Genomic DNA, 20,612 nt, shown 5'->3' on the forward strand with positions numbered 1-20,612 from the left:
CATGCTCAGGCAGCGCCTCGCCCCCTGGCTGCTGCCCGCGGCCCTCCTGGTCGCTTGGGAGCTGGCCTCGCGCAGCGGCGCGCTGTCCGCGCGCATCCTGCCGGAGCCGGCGGCCGTGCTCGCGGCGTTCTGGCAGTTGCTGCGCTCGGGCGAGCTGGCCCACCACGTGGGTGTGAGCGCCGCGCGGGCGTTCTCGGCGCTGGCGCTGGGCGGCGGCCTGGGCCTGTTGCTGGGCCTGCTGACCGGCACCTGGCGCACCGCCGAGACGCTGCTGGACACGACGCTGCAGATGCTGCGCAACATCCCGGCGCTGGCGCTGATCCCGCTGGTCATCCTGTGGTTCGGCATCGACGAGGCCGCCAAGCTGGTGCTGGTGGCCGTGGGCGTGTTCTTCCCCATCTACCTGAACACCTTCCACGGCATCCGCAACGTCGACCGCGACCTCATCGAGATGGCGCGCAGCTACGGCCTGTCCGGCTGGCCGCTGTACCGGCAGGTCATCCTGCCCGGCGCGCTGCCGTCCATCCTCGTGGGCCTGCGCTTCTCGCTGGGGCTGATGTGGGTGCTGCTGATCGTGGCGGAGACGCTGTCGGCGCAGGCCGGCATCGGCTACCTGACGATGAACGCGCGCGAGTTCCTGCAGACCGACGTGGTGCTGGTGGGCATCCTGCTCTACGCGCTGCTGGGCAAGCTGGCCGACGTGCTCGCCCGCGGCCTGGAGCGCGCCTGGCTGCCCTGGCACCGCGGCTACGCCGCTGAAAGCCCATGACCATGTGGCTGACCGAGTTCGACGCCCCGCTGCTGCTGCCCCGTGAGCATGCGCCTGACGCTGCACCCGCCCTCGGCGGCGCGCCACGCGGGCTGGCGCTGAACCTGCGCGGTGTGTCCAAGTCCTTCGGCCCGCGCCACGTGCTGAAGGACCTGGACCTGCACGTCGCGCCCGGAGAGTTCGTCGCGCTGGTGGGCCGCAGCGGCTGCGGCAAGAGCACGCTGCTGCGGCTGATCGCCGGCCTGGACACGCCCGGGGCGGGCCGCATCGAGGCCGGCGCCGCGCACGAGCGGCGGCTGATGTTCCAGGACGCGCGGCTGCTGCCGTGGCAGCGCGTGGTCGACAACGTCGCGCTGGGCCTGGCGGGCCGCGACGCGAAGGACCGGGCGATGCAAGCGCTGTCGCAGGTGGGCCTGGCCGGCCGCCACAGCGACTGGCCGGCCACGCTCTCCGGCGGCCAGCGCCAGCGCGTGGCCCTGGCCCGCGCCCTGGTGCACCAGCCGCGCCTGCTGCTGCTGGACGAGCCGCTGGGCGCGCTGGACGCGCTGACCCGGCTGGAGATGCACCGCCTCATCGAGCAGCTCTGGCATCGCCACGGCTTCACCGCGCTGCTCGTCACGCACGACGTGGCCGAAGCCGTGGCGCTCGCCGACCGCGTGCTGCTGATCGACCGCGGCGGCATCGCGCTGGACGCGACCGTCGCGCTGCCCCGCCCGCGCTCGCGCGCTGCGCCGGGTTTCGCGGCGCTGGAGGACCGCGTGCTGCGCCACATCGTCGGCCCCCCGCTCACGGCCTGACCGCCGCCTGCCCTGACAATGGCCGCCCCGAATTCAGGGCCGCGGAGAGACCAGGATGACCAAGCTCGCCTTCACGTCGTGCATGCTGGTGCAGCGCTTCGACAGCCAGCCCGTGTGGCAGCGCATCCAGGCGCAGGACCCGGACCACCTCGTGCTGCTGGGCAACGCCATCCACCTGGACATCGACGTCGCCGTGCGCGGCATGTCCGCCGGCGAATTCGCCGAGCATGCCCACGGCCTGTACCGCGCCCAGCTCGCGGTGCCGGAGTTCGACGCCTTGCTGCGCCACATGGCCGCCAAGGGCGGGCGGCGCGTGTTCGCGCTCTGGGACGACCATGACTTCCTGTGGCACGACGCCGCCGGCGTCGCCATCGAGCGCGCCGCCGAGCACCGCGACAAGATCGAGCCCAGCCGCGTGCTGTTCCGCGCGTTCCGGCAGGCGCTGGCCGACGTCGGCAGCTTTCCCGCCCGGCTGGGCGATGTGACGCCACCGCCCAGGCCCGACGACGTGCCGCTGCACGAGGCCATCGCGTTGCGCGACGACCTGTGGCTGCATCTGACCGATGGCCGCAGCCACCGCACCGACACCTGGCTGGTGCCCCAGGCCGAGCGCGCCCTCCTCGGGCCTCGGCAGCTGGATGCGCTCGCCACGGCCATCGACACCGCGGCACCGGGCGCCGTGCACCTGGTGGCCAGCGGCTCCACCAGCGCGCACTGGCGGCACTACCAGCGCGACTGGGCCTCGCTCGGTGCGCTGGCGGCGCGGCACCGGCTGCTCCTGCTCAGCGGCGACCTGCTGCGCAACGACTTCGCCTCGCACGGCGGCGCGCACGGCCGGCCGCTGCACGAAGCCACGGCCTCGGGCGCCGCGGCGCGCGACGCCGCCATCTTCGGCGCGGAGGTGGAGAACTTCGCGGTGGCCGAAATCGATGCGGCGCAGGTCGTCCTGCGCTTCTTCGACCGCGACGGCGAGACCGCGCCGCGCTTCATCCACCGCGAACGCTGGGCCGTCACGGCACACGCCTAGGGGCTTTTGCGCGCGTGGCACCATGCCGCCCCTATGACCGTTCACGTCGCCTGCCTCTGCGCGGCCTGGTGCCGCACCTGCGAGTCCTACCAACAAGTCTTCGAAGCCGCCTGCGCCGAGCTGCCGCAGACGGACTTGCATGTGCGCTGGATCGACGTCGAGGACGAGGCCGACCTCATCGGCGACCTCGACATCGAGACCTTCCCGACGCTGCTGATCGCCGATGACACCCACGTGCGCTTCGCCGGCCCGCTGACGCCGCAGCCGCAGACGCTGCGCCGCGTGCTGCGCGCGCACCTGGCCGATGCGACGCCCGCGAAGGTGGGCAACGACTACCGGGCGCTGGCCGACCGGCTGCGGTCGCCGCGCTGACTCAGCCCGCCGCCGCCATCGCCGCCGCCGGCCGCTTCTGCACCCGGAAGAACGACACCAGCTGCCACACGACGAACACCGCGATGAGCCCCAGCAGCGTGCCGCTGATCGGCCGCGTGACGAAGGTGGAGAAGTCGCCCCGGCTCAGCAGCATCGCGCGGCGGAAGTACTCCTCCAGCATCGGGCCGAGGATGAAGCCCAGCATCAACGGCGCGGCGTCCAGGTCCAGCCGCATGAACACGTAGCCCAGGAACCCGAAGGCCGCCGTGATGTAGATGTCGTCCAGGTTGCTGTTGACGCTGAACGTGCCGACGCAGCAGAAGAACAGGATGGACGGGAACAGCACCGCGTACGGGATCTTGAACACCGTCAGCCAGTAGCGCACCAGCGGCACGTTCAGCACGACCAGGAACACGTTGCCCACCCACATGCTGGCCACCAGCCCCCAGAACAGGTCGCCGTGTTGCGAGATCATGTTGGGGCCCGGCTGTATGCCCTTGATGACGAAGGCCGCCATCATCAGGGCCATGACCGGGTTCTCCGGGATGCCGATGCTCATCAGCGGGATGAAGCTGGTGCGCGCGGCGGCCTCGTCGGCCGCCGCCTGGCCGGCCACGCCTTCGATGGCGCCGCTGCCGATCTCGTGCCGGTACTTGCTGACCTTCTTGTCCAGCGCATAGGCCGCGAACTGCGCGATCACCGGCCCGCCGCCCGGCAGGATGCCCAGGAACGAGCCCACCGCACTGCCCCGCAGCGCGCTGGGGATGATGCGCTTGAACTCGGGCCACGTCGGCATCAGGTGGATCTTGCCGCTGAAGGGCGTGCGCTGCTCCTTGGCGTCGAGGTTCTTGGTGATCTCGGCGATGCCGAAGCAGCCCAGCGCCACGCTGACCAGGCCCACGCCTTCGGCCAGGAAGGGCAGGTCGAAGGTGTAGCGCTCCAGGCCGCTGTTCACGTCGGTGCCGATCTGGCCCAGCAGCACGCCCACCAGGCACATCGCCAGACCGTTGAGCAGGCTGCCGGTGGTGATGAAGCTGACACAGAAGAAGCCCAGCATCATCAGCGAGCAGTAGTCCGCCGGGCCGAACAGCAGCGAGACCTCGCCCAGCGCGGGCGCGAGGCCCGCCAGCACGAAGATGGCCACCGTGCCGCCGATGAAACTGGAGATGCCCGCGGTGAACAGCGCCAGCCCCGTCTTGCCGTTGAGCGTCATCTGGTAGCCGTCGATGCAGGCCACGATGGAGCTGGCGTGCGGGATCTTCATCGTGATCGCGCTGACGCTGTCGCCGTACTGGGCGCCGTAGTAGATGCCCGCCAGCATGATGAGCGCGCCGCCGGTGGGGATGGAGTAGGTCAGCGGCAGCAGCATGCTGATGGTCGCCAGCGGGCCCAGGCCGGGCAGCAGGCCCACCAGCGTGCCGACGACACAGCCGATGGCGCAGAACATCAGGTTCTGCAGCGTCAGCGCGTGCTCGAAGCCGAAGGCGAGGTTGTGCAGCATCTCCATGGCAGCGTCCTCAGTACAGCGGCAGGTTCAGGCCCAGCAGCTTCTGGAACGCGAAGGCCACGGCGATCAGGCCCAGCGCGATCTTCACGTTGCGGCGCCATGAGAACGAGGCCCCCGCCAGCGACGCGACGAACACCAGGAACACGATGCCCGCCAGCATCTTGAAATGCTGGCTGATCAGCGCGAAGCCGCACAGCGCCAGCATCAGCAGGCCGATGTTCTTCAGGCCGAACCCCAGCGGCACCTTGGGCACGAAGCGCGAGCGCACGAGGGTGATCAGCGCGACCACCCCCAGCAGCGAGCTCACCATCAACGGGAACAGCCCCGGCCCCGCATGCGCGAAGCTGCCGACCTTGTAGTGCAGCGCGCCCAGCCCGAAACCCAGCGCGAGCACGGCCAGGAACAGGCCGCGCACGAGATTGCGATCATTCATTGGTTGGTCTCCTCGGCGGCCGACTCTAGGCACGGCGATGCGGCCGGCGATGGCTGCTTTCCTGGAGCGACAGACTCGCGCAAGCTGATCTGCACCAAACGCGGGCACGCGAGGGCGACCGGACATGTACTGCAACACTGCTTCACAACCGTTCACGCCGAGCAGGCGTAGGACTGCACCGACAGCCGCACGCGCCCCGTGCCGCTGTGACGGCGCGGTGTAGGCACCGACAGTGCTGGCATGCCAGCCTTGTCCCGTTCCAAGCCCCCCCATGACCTGACGCCCACGGGCGCGACGCAGGCGTTCTTGAAGCTCGCCACCGGTGCCGAGGCCGCCGAGCCGCCGGTGCGGGCCGTGCAGTTCGGCGCGGAGCGGTTTGCCGACCATGGCCGCAGCCTGGCATCGGCACAGCGCGTGGACGACGTGCAGCGCCAGCCGCGCCCGTTTTCGCCCCGCTTGCGCAGCAACCTGCAGGTCTGGAACGCCGCGCTGGACGTGCTGTCCGAGGAGGGCCTGCAGGCCGACATCGACCCGGCGCACGCCTGGCTGCTGGACAACGGGCGCATCGTGCGCCAGCAGCTCGACGAGGTGCTGCACGACCTGCCGCACAGCTACTTCCAGCGCCTGCCGAGGCTGGCGGACAAGCCGCTGCAGGGGCTGCCGCGCATCTACGGCGTGGCCTGGGCCTGGGTCGCGCATGCCGACAGCGCGCTGGACATGGCGCTGCTGCGCCACTTCCTGGCCGGCCACAACGACGCGGAACCGCTGACGCTGCGCGAGCTGTGGGCGCTGCCGTCCACGCTGCGCGTGGTGCTGGTGGAGAACCTGCGCCGGCTGGCGGAGCGCTCGGCGTGGCGCCACATCGCGCGCCGCGCCGCGCAAAAGCTCTTCGAAGCGCTGCCGCAGCTGGACGCGCCCGCCGTGCGTGCGCAGCTCGCGCAGTGGCAGTCGGCCTGGCCGCGCGACCCGGCCATCCAGGCGCTGGCACTGCGCCTGCACGAGCGGCTGACCGACCGCGCCATGGGCCAGCCCGAGCTGCGCGACGCCGAGGACTCGGCCTGGGCCGCCGCGCGCGAATGGCTGAACGGCCAGCTCCCCGACCCCGCGGCCGCCCAGGCCACCGAACAGAACGAAAGCGCGGCCGACCACCAGAGCATCCGCAACGCCATCAGCAGCCTGCGCACGCTGGGCGCGGCCGACTGGGCCGGCGTGTTCGAGGCCGTGCACCCGGCACTGCGCGAGCTGGGCCGCATCGGCATCTACCGGCAGGAGAACGAAGCCACGCGCGACATGACGATGCACGCCATCGAGGCGCTCACGCAGCGCCACGGGCGGCCGGAGGCCGAGGTCGCCCACGTGCTACGCCTGCTGTGCAACGACCCCGCCTGGGCGGACGACGCCGAGGAGCGTGCGCCGCTGTTCTGGCTGACCGGCGGCGGCCGTGGGCGGCTGATGGACGAGCTGCGCCTGCACCCCACCGCCGGCGAACGCCTGGCCGCGTCCTTCCGCCGCCACCGCGGCGCGCTCTACCTCGCCAACCTCGTGCTGATGTGCGCGGCGGCGATGGCGCTGGTGCTGATGCTGGGCCTGCCGCCGGGCAGCGGCTGGCCGATGATCGTCGTGGCGGCGCTGCTCGCGCTGCTGCCGGCCAGCGAAGCCGTCGTGGCGCTGGCCAACCGCCTCATCAGCGAGAGTGCCGCGCCGGCGCGGCTGCCGCGGCTGGTGTGGCAGCACGGCATCCCGGCCGAGGCGCGCAGCATCGTCGTCATCCCCTGCATGCTGACGCAGGCCAAGGGCATCACGACGCTGCTGGCGCAGCTGGAGCGCCACCATCTGGCCAACCTGGAGGAGCAGGCGCAGTTCGCGCTGCTCAGCGACTACGCCGACGCCAAGGCGCAGCACCAGCCGAACGACGACGCCCTGCTCGCCCAGGCGCGCGCCGGCATCGACACGCTGAACCAGCGCCACGGCACCGCCTGCGACGGCCGGCCACGGTTCCTGCTGCTGCACCGCGAGCGGCGCTGGAGCGAGACCGAGCAGCGCTGGATCGGCTGGGAACGCAAGCGCGGCAAGACCGAGGCGCTGGCCACGCGGCTGGCCGGCCATCCTGCCGAATCGCTGCCGGACCATTTCATCGACCTGGGCGAGCTGTCCACGCCTGCACCCGGCATCCGCCACATCGTCACGCTGGACGCCGACACCGCACTGCCGCCCGGATCGCTGCGCGCCATGGTGGCCATCGCGGCCCACCCGCTGAACCGCCCGCGCCTGGGCCGCTCGGCCAGCGGCGCCGTCAACGTGGTGCGCGGCCACGGCATGCTGCAGCCGCGCATCGCCACGCCGCTGGCCACCGCCGCCGGCAGCTCGACGATGCACGGCACCTGGTTCCACAGCCTGTTCGCCGGCCAGCCGGGGCTGGACCCGTACAGCGCCGCCAGCTCCGAGGTCTACCAGGACTTGTTCGACGAAGGCAGCGCCACCGGCAAGGGCCTCATCGACGTGCAGGCCGCGGCGCAGGTGCTCGCGCACCGCCTGCCCGAGGGCCAGGTGCTCAGCCACGACCTGCTGGAAGGCTCGCTGATGCGCTGCGCCGGCGTCAGCGACGTGGTGCTCGTGGAGCCCGCGCCCATGCACGCCGACGTGGCCGCATCGCGCATCCACCGCTGGACGCGCGGCGACTGGCAGCTGCTGCCGTTCATCGCACGACCGCGCCGCTGGGGCCTGCGCGCCATCCATGTCTGGAAGATGCTGGACAACCTGCGCCGCTCGCTCGTCGCGCCGGCCTCGCTGCTGCTGCTGGCCGCCTCGTGGGTGGGCGTGGGGCTCACGCCCGCCTGGGCGCTGGCCACCGTGGCCTGCGCGTTCGGTGCCGGGCCCATGATGGGCGCGCTGGCCGGCTGCGCACCGGCGCGCGAGCGCATCTCGCTGGCACGCTTTTACCGCCACGCCACGCTGGAGCTGGCCCGCGCCGCGGCCGGCACGCTGTGGCACCTGGCCATGCTGCCGGCGGCCACCTGGACCTCCTTGGACGCCATCGTGCGCGCGCTGTGGCGCCAGCACGTGACCCGCTTCGGCCTGCTGGAATGGACCACGGCCGACGCCGCCGAGGCCGCAGCGCGCACCGACTGGCTGCCGCTGTGGCGCCAGCACCGGCGCCTGACCATCGCCAGCGGCGTGCTGGCCTTCGTGCTGACGACGCTGGCCATGGTGAACGTGCACGTGGCCTGGGACGAGGCACTGCCGCTGCTGGCCGTGTGGGCGCTGGCGCCGCTGTGGATAGGCCTGGCCAGCCGGCCACGCGCCAGCCCGCGACGCGCGGTGCTGAACGACGATGAGCGGCACTACCTGCTGGGCGTCGCCCGCGACACCTGGCGCTGGTTCGAGCGCTGGGTCACGAAGGACGACAACGACCTGCCCCCGGACAACGTGCAGTTCGACCCCGACGTCGTCGTCGCGCACCGCACCTCGCCCACCAACATCGGCCTGTACATGCTGTCGGCCTGCTGCGCACGCGAATTCGGCTGGCTGCACAACCTCGGCCTGGCCGAGCGCCTCACGCGCACGCTGGACACGCTGGACAAGCTGCCCAAGCACCGCGGCCACCTCTACAACTGGATCGACACCCAGCGCCTGGCGGTGCTGGAGCCGTACTACGTCTCCACCGTGGACAGCGGCAACCTCTGCGCCCACCTGCTGGTGGTGGCATCGGCCTGCGAGGGCTTCGCGCGTGGTGGCGACGGCATGCCGCCGCCGCCCGACGTGGCCGCGGCCCTCCAAGACGTGGCGGCGCGGGCCCGCGCGCTGGCACTGGCCCACGAGTTCGCGTGGCTGTACGACCCGCAGCGCCGGCTGCTGCACATCGGCGCCGTCGCGACACCGGGCGTCGAGCCGGGCGAGGAGCGGCTGGACGTCAACCACTACGACCTGCTCGCCTCCGAGGCGCGGCTGGCCAGCCTCGTGGCCATCGCCAAGGGCGACGTGCCGGCGGCCCACTGGGGCGCCCTCGGCCGGCCGTTCTTCTCGCGCGGCCAGGTGTCGGGATTGAAGAGCTGGTCGGGCTCGATGTTCGAGATGCTGATGCCGTCGCTGGTGCTGGACGAGCCCACCGGCAGCGCGCTGGCCGAAGCCGCGCGCGCCACCGTGATGGAGCAGATCCGCGCCGGCCGCGCGCTGGGCCTGCCCTGGGGCATGTCCGAAAGCGCCTATGCCGTGCGCGACCAGAGCTTCGCCTACCAGTACGGCCCGCAGGGCGTGGCCAGCCTCGCGCTGCGCGACACGCCGCCCGACGAGCTGGTCATCGCGCCTTATGCCAGCCTGATGGCCACGATGGTGATGCCCGGCGCGGCGGTGGCGAACCTGCGCGCGCTGCAGGCGCTGGGCGCGCGCCACGAGGGCGGCTTCATCGAGGCGCTGGACTACACGCCCAGCCGCCAGCCCGAGGCCACGGGCGGCGCCGACCTGCACGGGGGCCATGAAGGCCGCGCCCGGCGCTTCCAGCGCATCGCCACCGCGATGAGCCACCACCAGGGCATGTCGCTGGTGGCGCTGACGGAGGTGCTGTGTGGCGGCGCGCCGCAGCGCTGGGCCGATGCCGAGCCGCGCCTGTGCGCCGTGCGCTGGCTGCTGCACGAGCGCGCGCCGCACGAGGTGCCGCCGCTGCGCGAGCCGCCGCCGCGCCTGACGCGCAGCGCGCCGCGCCGCGCCCGCATCTCGCTGGTGGTGCCCGAGTTGCGCGGCCGCGCGCTGCCGGCCACGTCCTGGCTGGGCAACGGGCGCCTGTGCGCCATGGTGCGCGAGCACGGCGGCGGCACGCTGGTGTTCGGCGAACCCGGCGCGCAGGTGCTGGTGAGCCGCTGGCGCGACGACCTGGCGCAGGACCTGCTGGGCCACCACCTGCACCTGCGCGACCTGGACCGGCCCTGGAACGGCAGCCCCGAGACCAGCCCCTGGCGGTCGCTGACGCTGCAGCCCACGCCCGGCCCGCAGTGGCGCTACAGCGCACGCCTGCACCCGGCGAGCGCCCAGTTCAACGCCGAGGGCGAGGAACTGCACGCGCACACCGAGGTCTGGGTCGCGGTGGAGGACGACGTGGAGCTGCGCCGCATCACGCTGCGCAACACCGCCAGCCGGCCGCGCACGCTGGCGCTGGTGTCCAGCTTCGAGCCGGTGCTGGCCCCTGCGGGCGCGGACCTGGCCCACCCGGCCTTCGGCAAGCTGTTCCTGCAGGCGCGCTGGGACCCCGAGCAACGCGCGCTGCACTGGCAGCGCCTGCCCCGCAGCCCCAACGAGGCGTCGCTGCATGCGGTGCATGCGCTGGTGGGTGTGGAGGTCGATGGCGGCGCGCGCGTGAGCCAGGTACAGGCCGGTGCCGACCGCGCCCACTGGCTGGCCCGCGGCGGCACGCCCGGCCAGCCCGGCGGCGTCATCGCCCATGCGCTGTCGCAGGCCGTGCTGGGCGGCCGAGTCGCCGGGCTGAGCCATGACGCCGGCGCGCTGGACACCGGCAACGACCCGATCTCGCTGCTGCACCTGGCACTGCAGATCCCGCCGGGTGGCCGCGTCACGCTGACGCTGGCCACCGCGGCCGCCCGCGAGCCGCAGACGCTGTTCCACCTGCTCGACAAACTGCGCCAGCCGGCGCTGTGCGAACGCGCGCTGACGCTGGCGCACACCATGGCCTCGGTGCGCACGCAGGGCGCGGGCCTGGCGCCCGGCGCCTGGCGCGCGGGCCTGATGCTGCAGACGCTGCTGACCTCGCAGGCGCCGCGCGACGGCCTGCCGGCAATGCCCGAGACCAGCTTCGAACGCGATGCCCTGTGGCGCCACGGCATCTCCGGCGACGCACCCATCGTGCTGCTGCGCGTGGCCGACGCGACCGGCGTGGTCATGGTGCGCGAGCTGTGCGCGCTGCTGCAGGCCCAGGGCAGCCCGCTGCCGGTGGATGTGGTGGTGCTGGACGCCGAGACACCCTCCTACCTCGCGCCGGTGTCCAGCGCACTGCGCTCGCTGGCCGAGCAGCAGGTGCACGGCCGCTGCCGGCTGCATCTGCTGGCGGATGACGCCGTCGGACCGGACACGCGCTTCGCGCTGAACCTGCTGGCGCGCGTGCGCTGGTTCGCCGACGGCCGGCCGCTGGCGCTGCAGCTGGAACGCCTGGCCATCGCGCCCGAGCAGGCGGCCAAGGCCAGGCGCAGCGCGGGCGCGACGCGGGTGTCCAGCGTCGCCGCGCTGCCCGGCACGCTCACGCCGGTGCACCGCTTCGACACCGACAGCGGCGCGTGCCGCTTCGAGCTGGCCGAGGACGCGCAGCCGCCGCGGCCGTGGATCAACGTCATTGCCAACGAGCACTTCGGCTGCCAGGTGTCCGAGCGCGGCGCCGGCATGAGCTGGGCCGGCAACAGCCGCCTGCACCAGATCACGCCCTGGTCCAACGATGCGCTGCTGGATTCGCCCGGCGAGTGGCTGATGCTGCACTGCCTGGCCAGCGGCCACGCCTGGCTGCTGGGCCGCGCCAGCCTGCAGCAGTGCATCGCCCACATGCCCGGCGCCACGGCCCTCGCGTTCACGCTGCCCGGCATGGTCGTGCGGCTGCGCTGGACGGTGGACGCGGTGCACGCCGTCAAGCAATGCCAGGTGGAGCTGCACGCCGCACCCGGCCGCCCGCCGCGCCCGATGCGGCTGCTGGCGGGCGCGCAATGGCAGCTGGGTGCGGACAGCGGCGCGCGCCGCAGCGTCGTCACGCGGCTGGAGCCGCCCGAGGGCGAAGGCCCGCTGCTGGCGCTGGCCACGCAGGCCGACGGCCTGAACGGCTTTGGCGGCCAGACGGCCTGGATGACGCTGCGGCCCACCCGCGCGGGCGACGTGACGGCGGAGCAGATCGACACGCTGGCCGGCGACCAGGCGCTGTGGCCCTGGCCCGACGACGCCGGCTTCTCGCCCGACCTGAACACGCCGCGCCCCTGGTGGGCCGGCGTGGAAGGCAGCGCCGACCGCCGGCTGCTGTTCGACGACGAAGGCCGCCTCGTCATGCCGCACGCACTGGACGGCCAGGCCGGCCCCGGCGCCGACCCCGCTGCGCTGCTGGCCGTGCCGCTGCGGCTGGAGCCGGGCCATGCCTGGCACTGCACCGTGCTGCTGGGCCATGCGCCAAACCTGGCCGCCGCGCGCGAGCAGGCCCGCGCCGCCTGGCCTGTGGACCCGCTGCACCGCCTGGCCGCGCAGCGCCAGGTGTGGCGCTCCTTGAGCGCACCGGTGCAGGTGGACACGCCCGACGCGTCCTTCGACGCCCTGGTCAACCACTGGCTGCCGGCGCAGGTGCTGGGCTGCCGCATCTGGGGCCGTGCCGGCTTCTACCAGGCGGGCGGCGCGTTCGGCTTCCGCGACCAGTTGCAGGACGCGATGGCGCTGGTGCAGCACGCCCCCGAGCGGCTGGCCGCGCAGATCCGGCGCCACGCGGCGCGGCAGTTCCCGCCGGGCGACGTGCAGCATTGGTGGCACGAACCCACGGGGGCCGGCGTGCGAACGCATTTCGCCGACGACCGGCTGTGGCTGGCGCTGGCGCTGGCGCTGTATGTCGAGCGCACCGGCGACACCGCGCTGGCCGACGAGACGCTGCCCTTCCTGCAGGGCCGCCCGGTGCCGGAGGGCGCCGAGGACATCTACGAAGTGCCGGCCATCAGCGACGAGCAGGCCTCGATCTACGAGCATGCGGCGCGCGCCATCGACGTGAGCCTGCCCGTGGGTGCACATGGCCTGCCGCTGTTCGGCACCGGCGACTGGAACGACGGCATGAACCGCGTGGGCGCCGAAGGGCGCGGCGAGTCGGTATGGATGGGCTTCTTCCTGTGCGCCGTCATCGCCGCGCTGCACCCGCTGGCCATCGCCCGCGGCGAGCGCGAACGTGCCGAACACTGGATGCAGGCGCGCGCGAAGCTCGCCGAGTCACTGGACCGCGAGGCCTGGGACGGTCGCTGGTATTGCCGCGGCTGGTTCGACGACGGCAGCGTGCTGGGCACGCACAGCGCCACCGAGTGCCGCATCGACCTGATCGTGCAGGCCTGGGCCGTCATGACGGGCGTGACCCGGCCGGACCGCGCCGCCCAGGCGCTGGACAGCGCCTGGCGCGAGCTGCACGACCGCGACGCCCACCTGCTGCGCCTGCTGTGGCCGCCATTGAAGGACCACCAGCCGCCGGCCGGCTACATCCAGGCCTACCCCGGCGGCGTGCGCGAGAACGGCGGCCAGTACAACCACGGCGCGACCTGGGCGCTGATGGCCAGCGCGCAGCTGGGCCAGGCCGAGCGCGCGTGGGCGGCGTTCACGGCCATCAGCCCGGCGCACCGTGATGCCCACGGCGCGACCTACGGTCTGGAGCCCTTCGCCGTGGCGGGCGACCTGGAGGCCGGGCAGCCGCACGCCGGGCGGGGCGGCTGGAGCTGGTACACCGGCGCGGCCGGCTGGCTGCTGCGTGCGGCCGTGGAGTCGCTGTGCGGCGTGCGGGTGGCGGACGGCGTGCTGGGCGTGCAGCCCTGCCTGCCGCCGCATTGGCCCGAAGCCCGCCTCATGCTGGTGCACCAGGGCCGGCGCGTCGAGGTGTGGCTGCAGCGCACGGCCGCAACGGCGGCGGCTCCAGCGGGCTACCAGCCACTGCAGCCCGGCGCCACGCTGACGCTGGACGATGGGCCGGGCGACCTGCGCCTGTGGGTGCCCCTGCCCCAGGCCGCGCCGGTGCGCCAGCCGCAGGCCGAACACGCCCTCTGAGACTCATCCGGGGCGGGCGACAGCCCCGGATGCAGCATCATCACCATGAAAAAAGCGGCCCGAAGGCCGCTGGTCGAGAGCCACAGTGACGGAAATCAGCTCAGCTCGTGAAACCCAGGAAGAGCGCGATGAAGACGCTGCCGATCACGGCCGTGGTGAACAGGCGCTGGCCGAAGGCGGAATCGATGGCTTCGAGCGACAGCAGCATGCGCAGGCGTCCATCGGACAGCGTGCGACATTGGCGCAGATGAACGCCGAGGCTGTCGAGGTGCTGGCGGAGCAGGTGGTCGTTGGCGCGAGGCATGATGCCCTCCTGAAAATGATGTGTACAACTCTAGGCAAACCCGGACCGGGGTGCATTCAGACACCGGCAGGGCCTCTTGTAGGGCGTCTCCGACATGGCTCGCAGATCGACGCAGCATGAGGCCATGACGATCCCCTTGCTCTGGCGATGGCTTGTCGCCCTGTGGCTGCTGGGGTGTACTGCCCCAGCAATCGCCGTGCCCGCGCTGCAGGTGGGCTCCAAGCGGTTCACCGAGAGCTACCTGATCGGCGAGCTGGTGACGCAGACGCTGACCCGCCAGGGCATCGCCGCCGAGCACCGCCAGGGCCTGGGCAACACGTCCATCCTGGCCGCGGCGCTGCTGCAGGGCCAGATCGACGTCTATCCCGAGTACACCGGCACCATCGTGAGGGAGCTGCTCAAGCGCGACTCGCCCGCCGACGCCCAGGCGCCGCTGGCGCAGATCAACACCTGGCTGGCGCCGCTGGGCCTGAAGGCGGCCGTGCCGCTGGGCTTCAACAACAGCTACGGGCTGGCCATGCGCGAGGCGGACGCGGCGAGGCTGGGCATCGCCACGCTGTCCGACCTGGCCGCCAAGGCCCCCGCCGGGCTGCGCGCCGGCCTGTCGCACGAGTTCCAGGCCCGCGCGGACGGCTGGCCGGCGCTGCAGCGCCACTACGGCCTGACGTTCGCGCCTGGCAACGGGCTGGACCACGGCCTGGCCTACCAGGCGCTGGCAGCCGGGCAGGTGGCGCTGATCGACGTCTACACGACCGACGCGCAGCTGGCCCGGCAGTCCGTGCGCGTGCTGCGCGATGACCGCGGCTTCTTCCCGCGCTACGACGCGGTGCTGCTGATGCGCACCGCCGTGGACGACCGGCCGCTGCGGCGCCTGGCCGGACGCCTGCCCGAGGCGCAGATGATCCGCCTCAACGCCGCGGCGGAGCTGGACGGGCAACCGTTCGCGGCGGTGGCGCGCGGCTTCCTGCAGGCGGGCGCCACGCCGCCCCCCGCCGCCGCGCCGCAGGGCCTCATGGCCCGTCTGTGGGCGCCCGACCTGGGCCGGCTGCTGGCGCAGCACCTGGCGCTGGTGCTGGCGTCGCTGGCCCTGGCCGTGGCGGTGGCCGTGCCGCTGGGCATCGCGGCGCACCGGCGGCCGCGGCTGGCCGGGCCGGTGATGGCCGTCGTCGGTTTGCTGCAAACCTTGCCGTCGCTGGCACTTCTGGCCTTCCTGATCGCCGCGACGGGCCGCATCGGCTTCGCGCCGGCGCTGCTGGCCTTGTTCGTCTATGCGCTGCTGCCCATCGTGCGCAACACGCATGCGGGCCTGCAAGCGGTGCCGGCCGGCCTGCCGCAGGCCGCGCTGGCGCTGGGCTTCACGCGCCGCCAGGTGCTGCGCGCCATCGAGCTGCCGCTGGCGCTGCCCACGTTGATGGCGGGGCTGAAGACCGCCGCCGTCACCAACGTGGGCACCGCCACGGTGGCCGCCTTCGTCGGCGCGGGGGGGCTGGGCGAGCGCATCGTCGCGGGCCTGGCCGTCAACGACACCGCGCTGATGCTGGCCGGCGCCCTGCCCGCCGCGGCGCTGGCGGTGGTCGTGCAACTGGTGTTCGATGCCCTCGAACGCGCTGCCAGCCCCCGCCGGCACGACACGGGCCCGGCACGTTCACGATGAGCAAGCCCGCCAGGACGCCAGGGGGCCGGGGGACACACCTGTGGGCCGCATGCCTGCTGGCCGCCGCAGGTCACGCGCAAGCCGGCTGCTCGCGGCCCATCGACGTGCCGATGGCGCCCATCGGCCTGAGCGTCGGCTTCGATGCCGGCGATCGCGCCACCGGTCTTTATCCGACGCTGCTGCGCGAACTGGCCGCCAGCACCGGCTGCGACTTCCAGATCCGCCGCGTGCCGCGCGCCCGGCTGCAGAAGCTGTTCGAGACGGCCCGGGCCGACCTGCTGATGCCGGCGTCCGCGTCGCCTTCGCGCGATGGCGATGGCGAGTTCGTGCCGCTGATCCAGGTGCGCACGTCGCTGATCACGCTGACACACGACAGGCCGCCGCCACGATCGCTGGCCGAGCTGATCGCGCTGCCAGACTACAAGGTCGCCGTGGTGCGCGGCTTTTCCTTCGGCGCGGCCTACGACAACGCCGTGGCGGCGCTGCGCGCGCGCAAGCGACTCGTCGAGGAGGCTGACGCCCACGGCGTGGCGCGCGCGCTGCGCCTGGGGATGGCGCAGGCGACGGTCATGTCGGCCTCCATCTTCGTCGGCACGCTGGTGACGGACACCGAGCTCGCGCCCCTGTTGAAGCAGGCACGGGTCGATGCACTGGAGGAGCTGGGCTGGTCGGAAAGCGGGCTGTACCTGTCCCGGCACACGCTCAGCGACGAGGACCGCCGCGTGCTGCGCCAGGCCTTTGTGCAGGCAGCGAAGTCGGGCCGCATCTGGCAGCTGTTCAACGAGGGCCATCCGCCGGGCAGCCTGGCGGGCAGCATCCGGCCGCTGTAGCGGTCTGTTCGCGCCGCCTGTCGCCGAACGCGCGCTTCTCCGACACCGCCGCCGGGGCGGCTGCGCAGAATGAAGTTTTTAATCAGGAGCGCACATGGACACCTCGCAAGCACACCCGTCGAACGCAGGCTGGGTCCAGGGCTGGCTCGTGCTGCGGGTCAAGCAGGACCTGCCGGGCGACTTCGTCAGCTTCCACGCCCATGCCGACCAAGCCCAGGCCGACGCTCAGCAGCGCGGCGCCGGCCACCAGGTCTTCCACGGCAGCCGCAAGGCCGGGACGAACGAGTTCATCGTCGATTGAGCGACGCGAACGCGGCCCTCAAGCCTTGGGCGGCACGCGTGTTCACGGTGACGGCCCCATGATCCGCTGGCCCAGCGCGACGCCGTTGGCCACCAGTGAGCGTCCGAGGCGCAGTTGCCCCGCCTCCCACTCCGCCAGGCACCGGGCGATGTCCTCGGTGCCCGCTCGCAAGGCCTGGGCCAGAGACATGGCGTTGGCGGCGGCACGCGCGGCGCCGCCGGCGGTGTGCGGCCTCGGGACGAATGCGGCGTCGCCGACGAGTACCGTGCGGCCGGCAACCATCCGCGGCGTGGCGAGATCGACGATGGCCTGGATGAACGGCTCGGCCGTGTTCAGGACCAGGTCGCGCAGGCTCGGCGCCAGCATGGCACTGGCGTCGCTTCGCAGCGCGTCGACATCGCCGGGCTTGACGGCGCCCGGCGCCAGCGCCTGGGCCTGGGTGTTGCCGTCACGGTCCACCAGCAGTTGCCTCAACGGTTCGCCGGCGGGAACCTTGCGGAACCACACCCAGTTCCATCGGCGTTCTCCCGGCGACATCGAGTGGTCGGCGCCAGGCACGCGGTAGGCGAGCAATTGATGCGCGTCGCCTTCCTGGAAGACAAAGGCGTTGCCGAGCTGCTGCGCTGCCGCTGTCGGCAGTGCCAGTTCGGGTGTCAGGCCGCGCCAGGCCACGTAACCGGCATAGCGCGGCACGACGCCCGGGAACAAGCGCGCGCGAACGCTGGACAGCGCACCGTCCGCCCCGATCAGCAGGTCTGCCGTCTCCACGCGGCCGCTCTCGAACTGACAGGTCACTCCGGTGTGGCGATCCGTGAAGCTCGTCAGCCGCTCACCGGCGTGGGTGACGCCAGCGGGCAGCGCCTCGTGCAATCGGGCGTAGAGCACGCCCCATGAGGTCTGGGTCTGCGGAAGGTAGGCGCGGTGAACCACCTGGCCGCGCGCATCGAGGACGATGCGGTCATCCGAGCGAATGCCCAGCTCGCCGGCGTCGATGCCGGCGAAGTGCATGGCATCCACCACGTCCTGCTGGATCACGAGGCCGCCCCCGCGGCCCTGCAGTCGATGGGCGGAGCGCTCGAAAACATCGACGCGCCAGCCTGTGGCCCTCAGGGCGTTGGCCGTGAACAGGCCGGCAAGCGAGCCGCCCACGACGACGGCGCGAGGTGTGTGTGGTGTTTCCATGTCGCGGGCCAGGTTGAAGGGTAGGCAGGCGCAGAGTCACGTGTGGCGCGAACTCGCGGCGGCGCATGGCGACCGCCGTGCGCGCCGGACATCAGCTCCTGACGAAGGCCAGCAGGTCCTGGTTGATCACGTCGGCATGCACGGTCAGCATGCCGTGCGGGTAGCCCGGGTAGGTCTTGAGCTGGCCGTTGCGCAGCAGCTTGACCGACAGGCGCCCCGCGTCGTCGATGGGCACGACCTGATCGTCCTCGCCGTGCAGCACCAGCGTGGGGACGCTGATCGACTTGAGGTCGTCGGTCTGGTCGGTCTCCGAGAAGGCCTTGATGCCGTCGTAGTGCGCCTTGGCGCCGCCCGCCATCCCCTGGCGCCACCAGTTGCGGACCACCGGCTCGGAGCGCTTCGCGCCCGGGCGGTTGAAGCCGTAGAACGGCCCGGCCGCCACGGCCTCGAAGAACTCGGCACGGTTGGCCGCAAGGGCTGCACGGAACCCGTCGAAGACCTCGATCGGTGTACCGCCGGGATTGGCAGCCGTCTTCAGCATCAGCGGTGGCACGGCGCTGACCAGCACCGCCTTGGCGACCCGGCCTTGCGGCTGGCCGTGGCGCGCGACATAGCGCGCGACTTCGCCGCCCCCAGTGGAGTGACCGATGTGAACGGCGTTGCGCAGGTTCAGGTGCTGCATGACGGCTGCGGCATCCGCCGCATAGTGGTCCATGTCGTGGCCCTCGCAGACCTGCGCCGATCGCCCGTGCCCACGGCGATCATGGGCGACGACGCGGTAGCCGTGCTGCACGAAGAACAGCATCTGCGCGTCCCAGTCGTCCGACGACAGGGGCCAGCCGTGATGAAACACGATGGGCTGGGCGTCACGCGGACCCCAGTCCTTGTAGAAGATCCGGGTGCCGTCCGGGGTGGTGATCGTGCTCATGGATTGAACTCCTTTGCGGGTGGGTGAAGGGGGGGATGCGCGGGGCTCGTGTCTTGAAGCCTTGATGCTGGGCAGGCCGCGTTACCGCCCGCTTTCGTGCCACCCGGCGGGGGTTTCAGCTGAAACGCTCACCAGCGCAGTTGGCATATCCGTTGCGCCTTCACGCATCAGGTCCGCATGACGGTGTGCCGAGGACGGCTTTCCAAGCCATCCCGCCGGCGCGCGATGCGCAGCGACTCGCTTCAGAACTCCACTTCGAAGCGAAGCTGAAGGGTCAGCGGGTTGTGCAGCGAAGGGGTCGTGTCCGGGTGCGTCGGCGCTTGGCCGGCGCTGCGGTCACGCGACGGGCCATCCGATCATCGAAGGCTACGACCCGCCCGAAGGCTGGGGCTGGTGCTACGTCGACCAGCTGCAGCTCGACCTCGGCGAGAACACCACATCGCAGAACGGCCCGATCCCGGGCTACATCTGAGGCGGTGCGGCCAGCCCCGACGTCAGTTCAGCACTTCGACACGGGCGTTGAACAGGTAGCCCACGCCGCGTTCCGTGCGGATGAACTCCGGTGACGACGCGTCGGCTTCGATCTTGCGGCGCAGCCTCAGGATCTGCACGTCGATGGACCGGTCGTAGACCTCCGCACCGTGCAGGCGCGACAGTTCGAGCAACTGGTCGCGCGTCAGCGCGCGCTGCGGCGCCTCGCACAACGCGAGCAGCAGGTTGAACTCGCCATTGCTCAGCTCGACGCGGTGGCCCTCGGGTGCGGTCAGGCGGCGCGCGAGCAGGTTCAACTCCCACCCTGCGAATCGATAGGCACGTCGCTTCGACTCCCGGGACGGCGCGGCGGTGTCGCGGGCGGCCTGGTAGCGGCGCAACACCGCGCGGATGCGCGCCAGCAGCTCGCGGTTGCTGAAGGGCTTGGTCATGTAGTCGTCGGCCGCGATCTCCAGCCCCATCACGCGGTCGGCCTCGTCGCGCTTGCCGGTCACGATGATGACCGGGATCTCGCTCGTCGCACGCAGCTCGCGCGCCAGCTGCATGCCATCCTCCCCGCTCAGGCGCAGGTCCAGCAGGACGAGGTCGATCACCTGGTCCTGCAGGATGCGCATCATCTCGGCGCCCGATGCCGCGGTCGAAACGCGCAGGTCGTTCTCTTGCAGGTACTCGACCATCAACTCGCGCATGGCCGGGTCATCGTCGACAACGAGGATGTGGTGTGCGGAGGTGTTTGCCATGGAACGCGAGGCTATGCCGGCATTGCTACGAACCGGTTTGTAGTCCATTGCAGATGAAATCTGGCGTGGCGGCAGGAAATCTTGCCGGCATGGCGGTCTGCGCCAATGGGAAGCAGCGGCAACGCGTGCCGCCCGCCTCCCTGGACAGACTATGTTGACAATCGTCGTGATCGAGCAAGATATCGCCATGCGGACGCTGTTCTGCGAGTGGCTGGAGGCCGAGGGCTATGGCGTGCGTGGCCGCAGCGACCGGCCGCCGGTGACCGAGCCGGACATCGACCTGGTCATCATCGACCTCCTCAACCTTCCGACCCAAGGGGCCGAAGCCGTGCGACAAGTCAGGACCACCTTCCCCGGGGCGATGCTGATCGGGATCTCGACGCAACTGAGCCGAACCCTCACGGCCGACTCGGCGCAGGCCCGGTTGCTCGGCGTCAGCGGGCTGGTCACCAAGCCCTGTACCCGCACCGAGCTCGTCTCGGCGGTGGTCAGCGCCATCGGCGTCGCGCACTGATC

The 20,612-nt window shown here is 72.0% G+C and carries 15 protein-coding genes; 9 read left to right on the plus strand and 6 right to left on the minus strand.

Features of this window, described 5'->3' with window-relative positions; translation table 11 throughout:
• Position 1: 1 nt before the first annotated feature.
• From ssuC to ACO07H_RS18855, 4 genes are read left to right on the plus strand one after another with little or no spacing between them, the layout of a single operon-like run.
• Positions 2 to 769, plus strand: coding sequence for an aliphatic sulfonate ABC transporter permease SsuC (gene ssuC / locus ACO07H_RS18840; RefSeq protein ID WP_422016946.1), 768 nt, complete (start codon positions 2 to 4; stop codon positions 767 to 769).
• Between the two features lie 2 nt (positions 770 to 771).
• On the plus strand, positions 772 to 1,566 hold the full coding sequence (locus ACO07H_RS18845; protein WP_422018661.1) for an ATP-binding cassette domain-containing protein: 795 nt from the start codon (positions 772 to 774) through the stop codon (positions 1,564 to 1,566).
• Between the two features lie 55 nt (positions 1,567 to 1,621).
• Entirely contained in the window at positions 1,622 to 2,593 is a 972-nt protein-coding gene (locus ACO07H_RS18850; protein ID WP_422016948.1) for a hypothetical protein, read from the plus strand.
• 33 nt (positions 2,594 to 2,626) lie between these two features.
• A complete protein-coding gene (locus ACO07H_RS18855; protein WP_422016950.1) occupies positions 2,627 to 2,965 on the plus strand; it encodes a thioredoxin domain-containing protein in 339 nt (112 codons plus the stop codon).
• A gap of 1 nt (position 2,966) precedes the next feature.
• Here ACO07H_RS18855 and ACO07H_RS18860 read toward each other — a convergent pair whose 3' ends face one another.
• Both ACO07H_RS18860 and ACO07H_RS18865 read right to left on the minus strand, forming a co-directional pair.
• Positions 2,967 to 4,472: a tripartite tricarboxylate transporter permease gene (locus ACO07H_RS18860; RefSeq protein WP_422016952.1), complete on the minus strand. Its 1,506-nt coding sequence runs from the start codon at positions 4,470 to 4,472 to the stop codon at positions 2,967 to 2,969.
• Between the two features lie 10 nt (positions 4,473 to 4,482).
• Positions 4,483 to 4,905, minus strand: coding sequence for a tripartite tricarboxylate transporter TctB family protein (locus tag ACO07H_RS18865; protein ID WP_422016954.1), 423 nt, complete (start codon positions 4,903 to 4,905; stop codon positions 4,483 to 4,485).
• A gap of 240 nt (positions 4,906 to 5,145) precedes the next feature.
• Here ACO07H_RS18865 and ACO07H_RS18870 point away from each other — a divergent pair, with 240 nt between their 5' ends.
• Positions 5,146 to 13,665 (plus strand): GH36-type glycosyl hydrolase domain-containing protein, encoded by an 8,520-nt coding sequence (locus ACO07H_RS18870; RefSeq protein WP_422016956.1) that lies wholly within the window; start codon positions 5,146 to 5,148, stop codon positions 13,663 to 13,665.
• Positions 13,666 to 13,765: 100 nt separating this feature from the next.
• Here ACO07H_RS18870 and ACO07H_RS18875 read toward each other — a convergent pair whose 3' ends face one another.
• Positions 13,766 to 13,969, minus strand: a complete 204-nt coding sequence (locus ACO07H_RS18875; RefSeq protein WP_422016958.1) for a hypothetical protein — start codon at positions 13,967 to 13,969, stop codon at positions 13,766 to 13,768.
• 124 nt (positions 13,970 to 14,093) lie between these two features.
• On the opposite strand from ACO07H_RS18875, the gene ACO07H_RS18880 reads away from it, so the two are divergent.
• The 3 genes from ACO07H_RS18880 (at position 14,094) to ACO07H_RS18890 (ending at position 16,754) form a co-directional block, all read left to right on the plus strand.
• On the plus strand, positions 14,094 to 15,623 hold the full coding sequence (locus ACO07H_RS18880) for a glycine betaine ABC transporter substrate-binding protein (protein WP_422016960.1): 1,530 nt from the start codon (positions 14,094 to 14,096) through the stop codon (positions 15,621 to 15,623).
• Positions 15,620 to 16,453, plus strand: coding sequence for a substrate-binding periplasmic protein (locus tag ACO07H_RS18885; protein ID WP_422016962.1), 834 nt, complete (start codon positions 15,620 to 15,622; stop codon positions 16,451 to 16,453). The genes ACO07H_RS18880 and ACO07H_RS18885 overlap by 4 nt, the downstream gene beginning before the upstream one ends.
• Positions 16,454 to 16,547: 94 nt before the next feature.
• Positions 16,548 to 16,754: a hypothetical protein gene (locus tag ACO07H_RS18890; RefSeq protein WP_422016964.1), complete on the plus strand. Its 207-nt coding sequence runs from the start codon at positions 16,548 to 16,550 to the stop codon at positions 16,752 to 16,754.
• Positions 16,755 to 16,796: 42 nt separating this feature from the next.
• Here ACO07H_RS18890 and ACO07H_RS18895 read toward each other — a convergent pair whose 3' ends face one another.
• The 3 genes from ACO07H_RS18895 to ACO07H_RS18905 form a co-directional block, all read right to left on the minus strand.
• The gene (locus ACO07H_RS18895; protein WP_422016966.1) at positions 16,797 to 17,936 is read right to left on the minus strand and encodes an FAD binding domain-containing protein; all 1,140 of its coding nucleotides are present in this window, start codon (positions 17,934 to 17,936) and stop codon (positions 16,797 to 16,799) included.
• Between the two features lie 91 nt (positions 17,937 to 18,027).
• On the minus strand, positions 18,028 to 18,864 hold the full coding sequence (locus ACO07H_RS18900) for an alpha/beta fold hydrolase (RefSeq protein WP_422016968.1): 837 nt from the start codon (positions 18,862 to 18,864) through the stop codon (positions 18,028 to 18,030).
• A gap of 494 nt (positions 18,865 to 19,358) precedes the next feature.
• Entirely contained in the window at positions 19,359 to 20,096 is a 738-nt protein-coding gene (locus ACO07H_RS18905; RefSeq protein WP_422016970.1) for a response regulator, read from the minus strand.
• A gap of 151 nt (positions 20,097 to 20,247) precedes the next feature.
• Here ACO07H_RS18905 and ACO07H_RS18910 point away from each other — a divergent pair, with 151 nt between their 5' ends.
• Complete coding sequence (locus ACO07H_RS18910) at positions 20,248 to 20,610, plus strand: hypothetical protein (protein WP_422016972.1); 363 nt, start codon at positions 20,248 to 20,250, stop codon at positions 20,608 to 20,610.
• The last annotated feature ends 2 nt before the right edge of the window (positions 20,611 to 20,612 follow it).

This window comes from Roseateles sp., from assembly GCF_965229315.1.
Classification (GTDB): Bacteria; Pseudomonadota; Gammaproteobacteria; order Burkholderiales; family Burkholderiaceae_C; genus Pelomonas.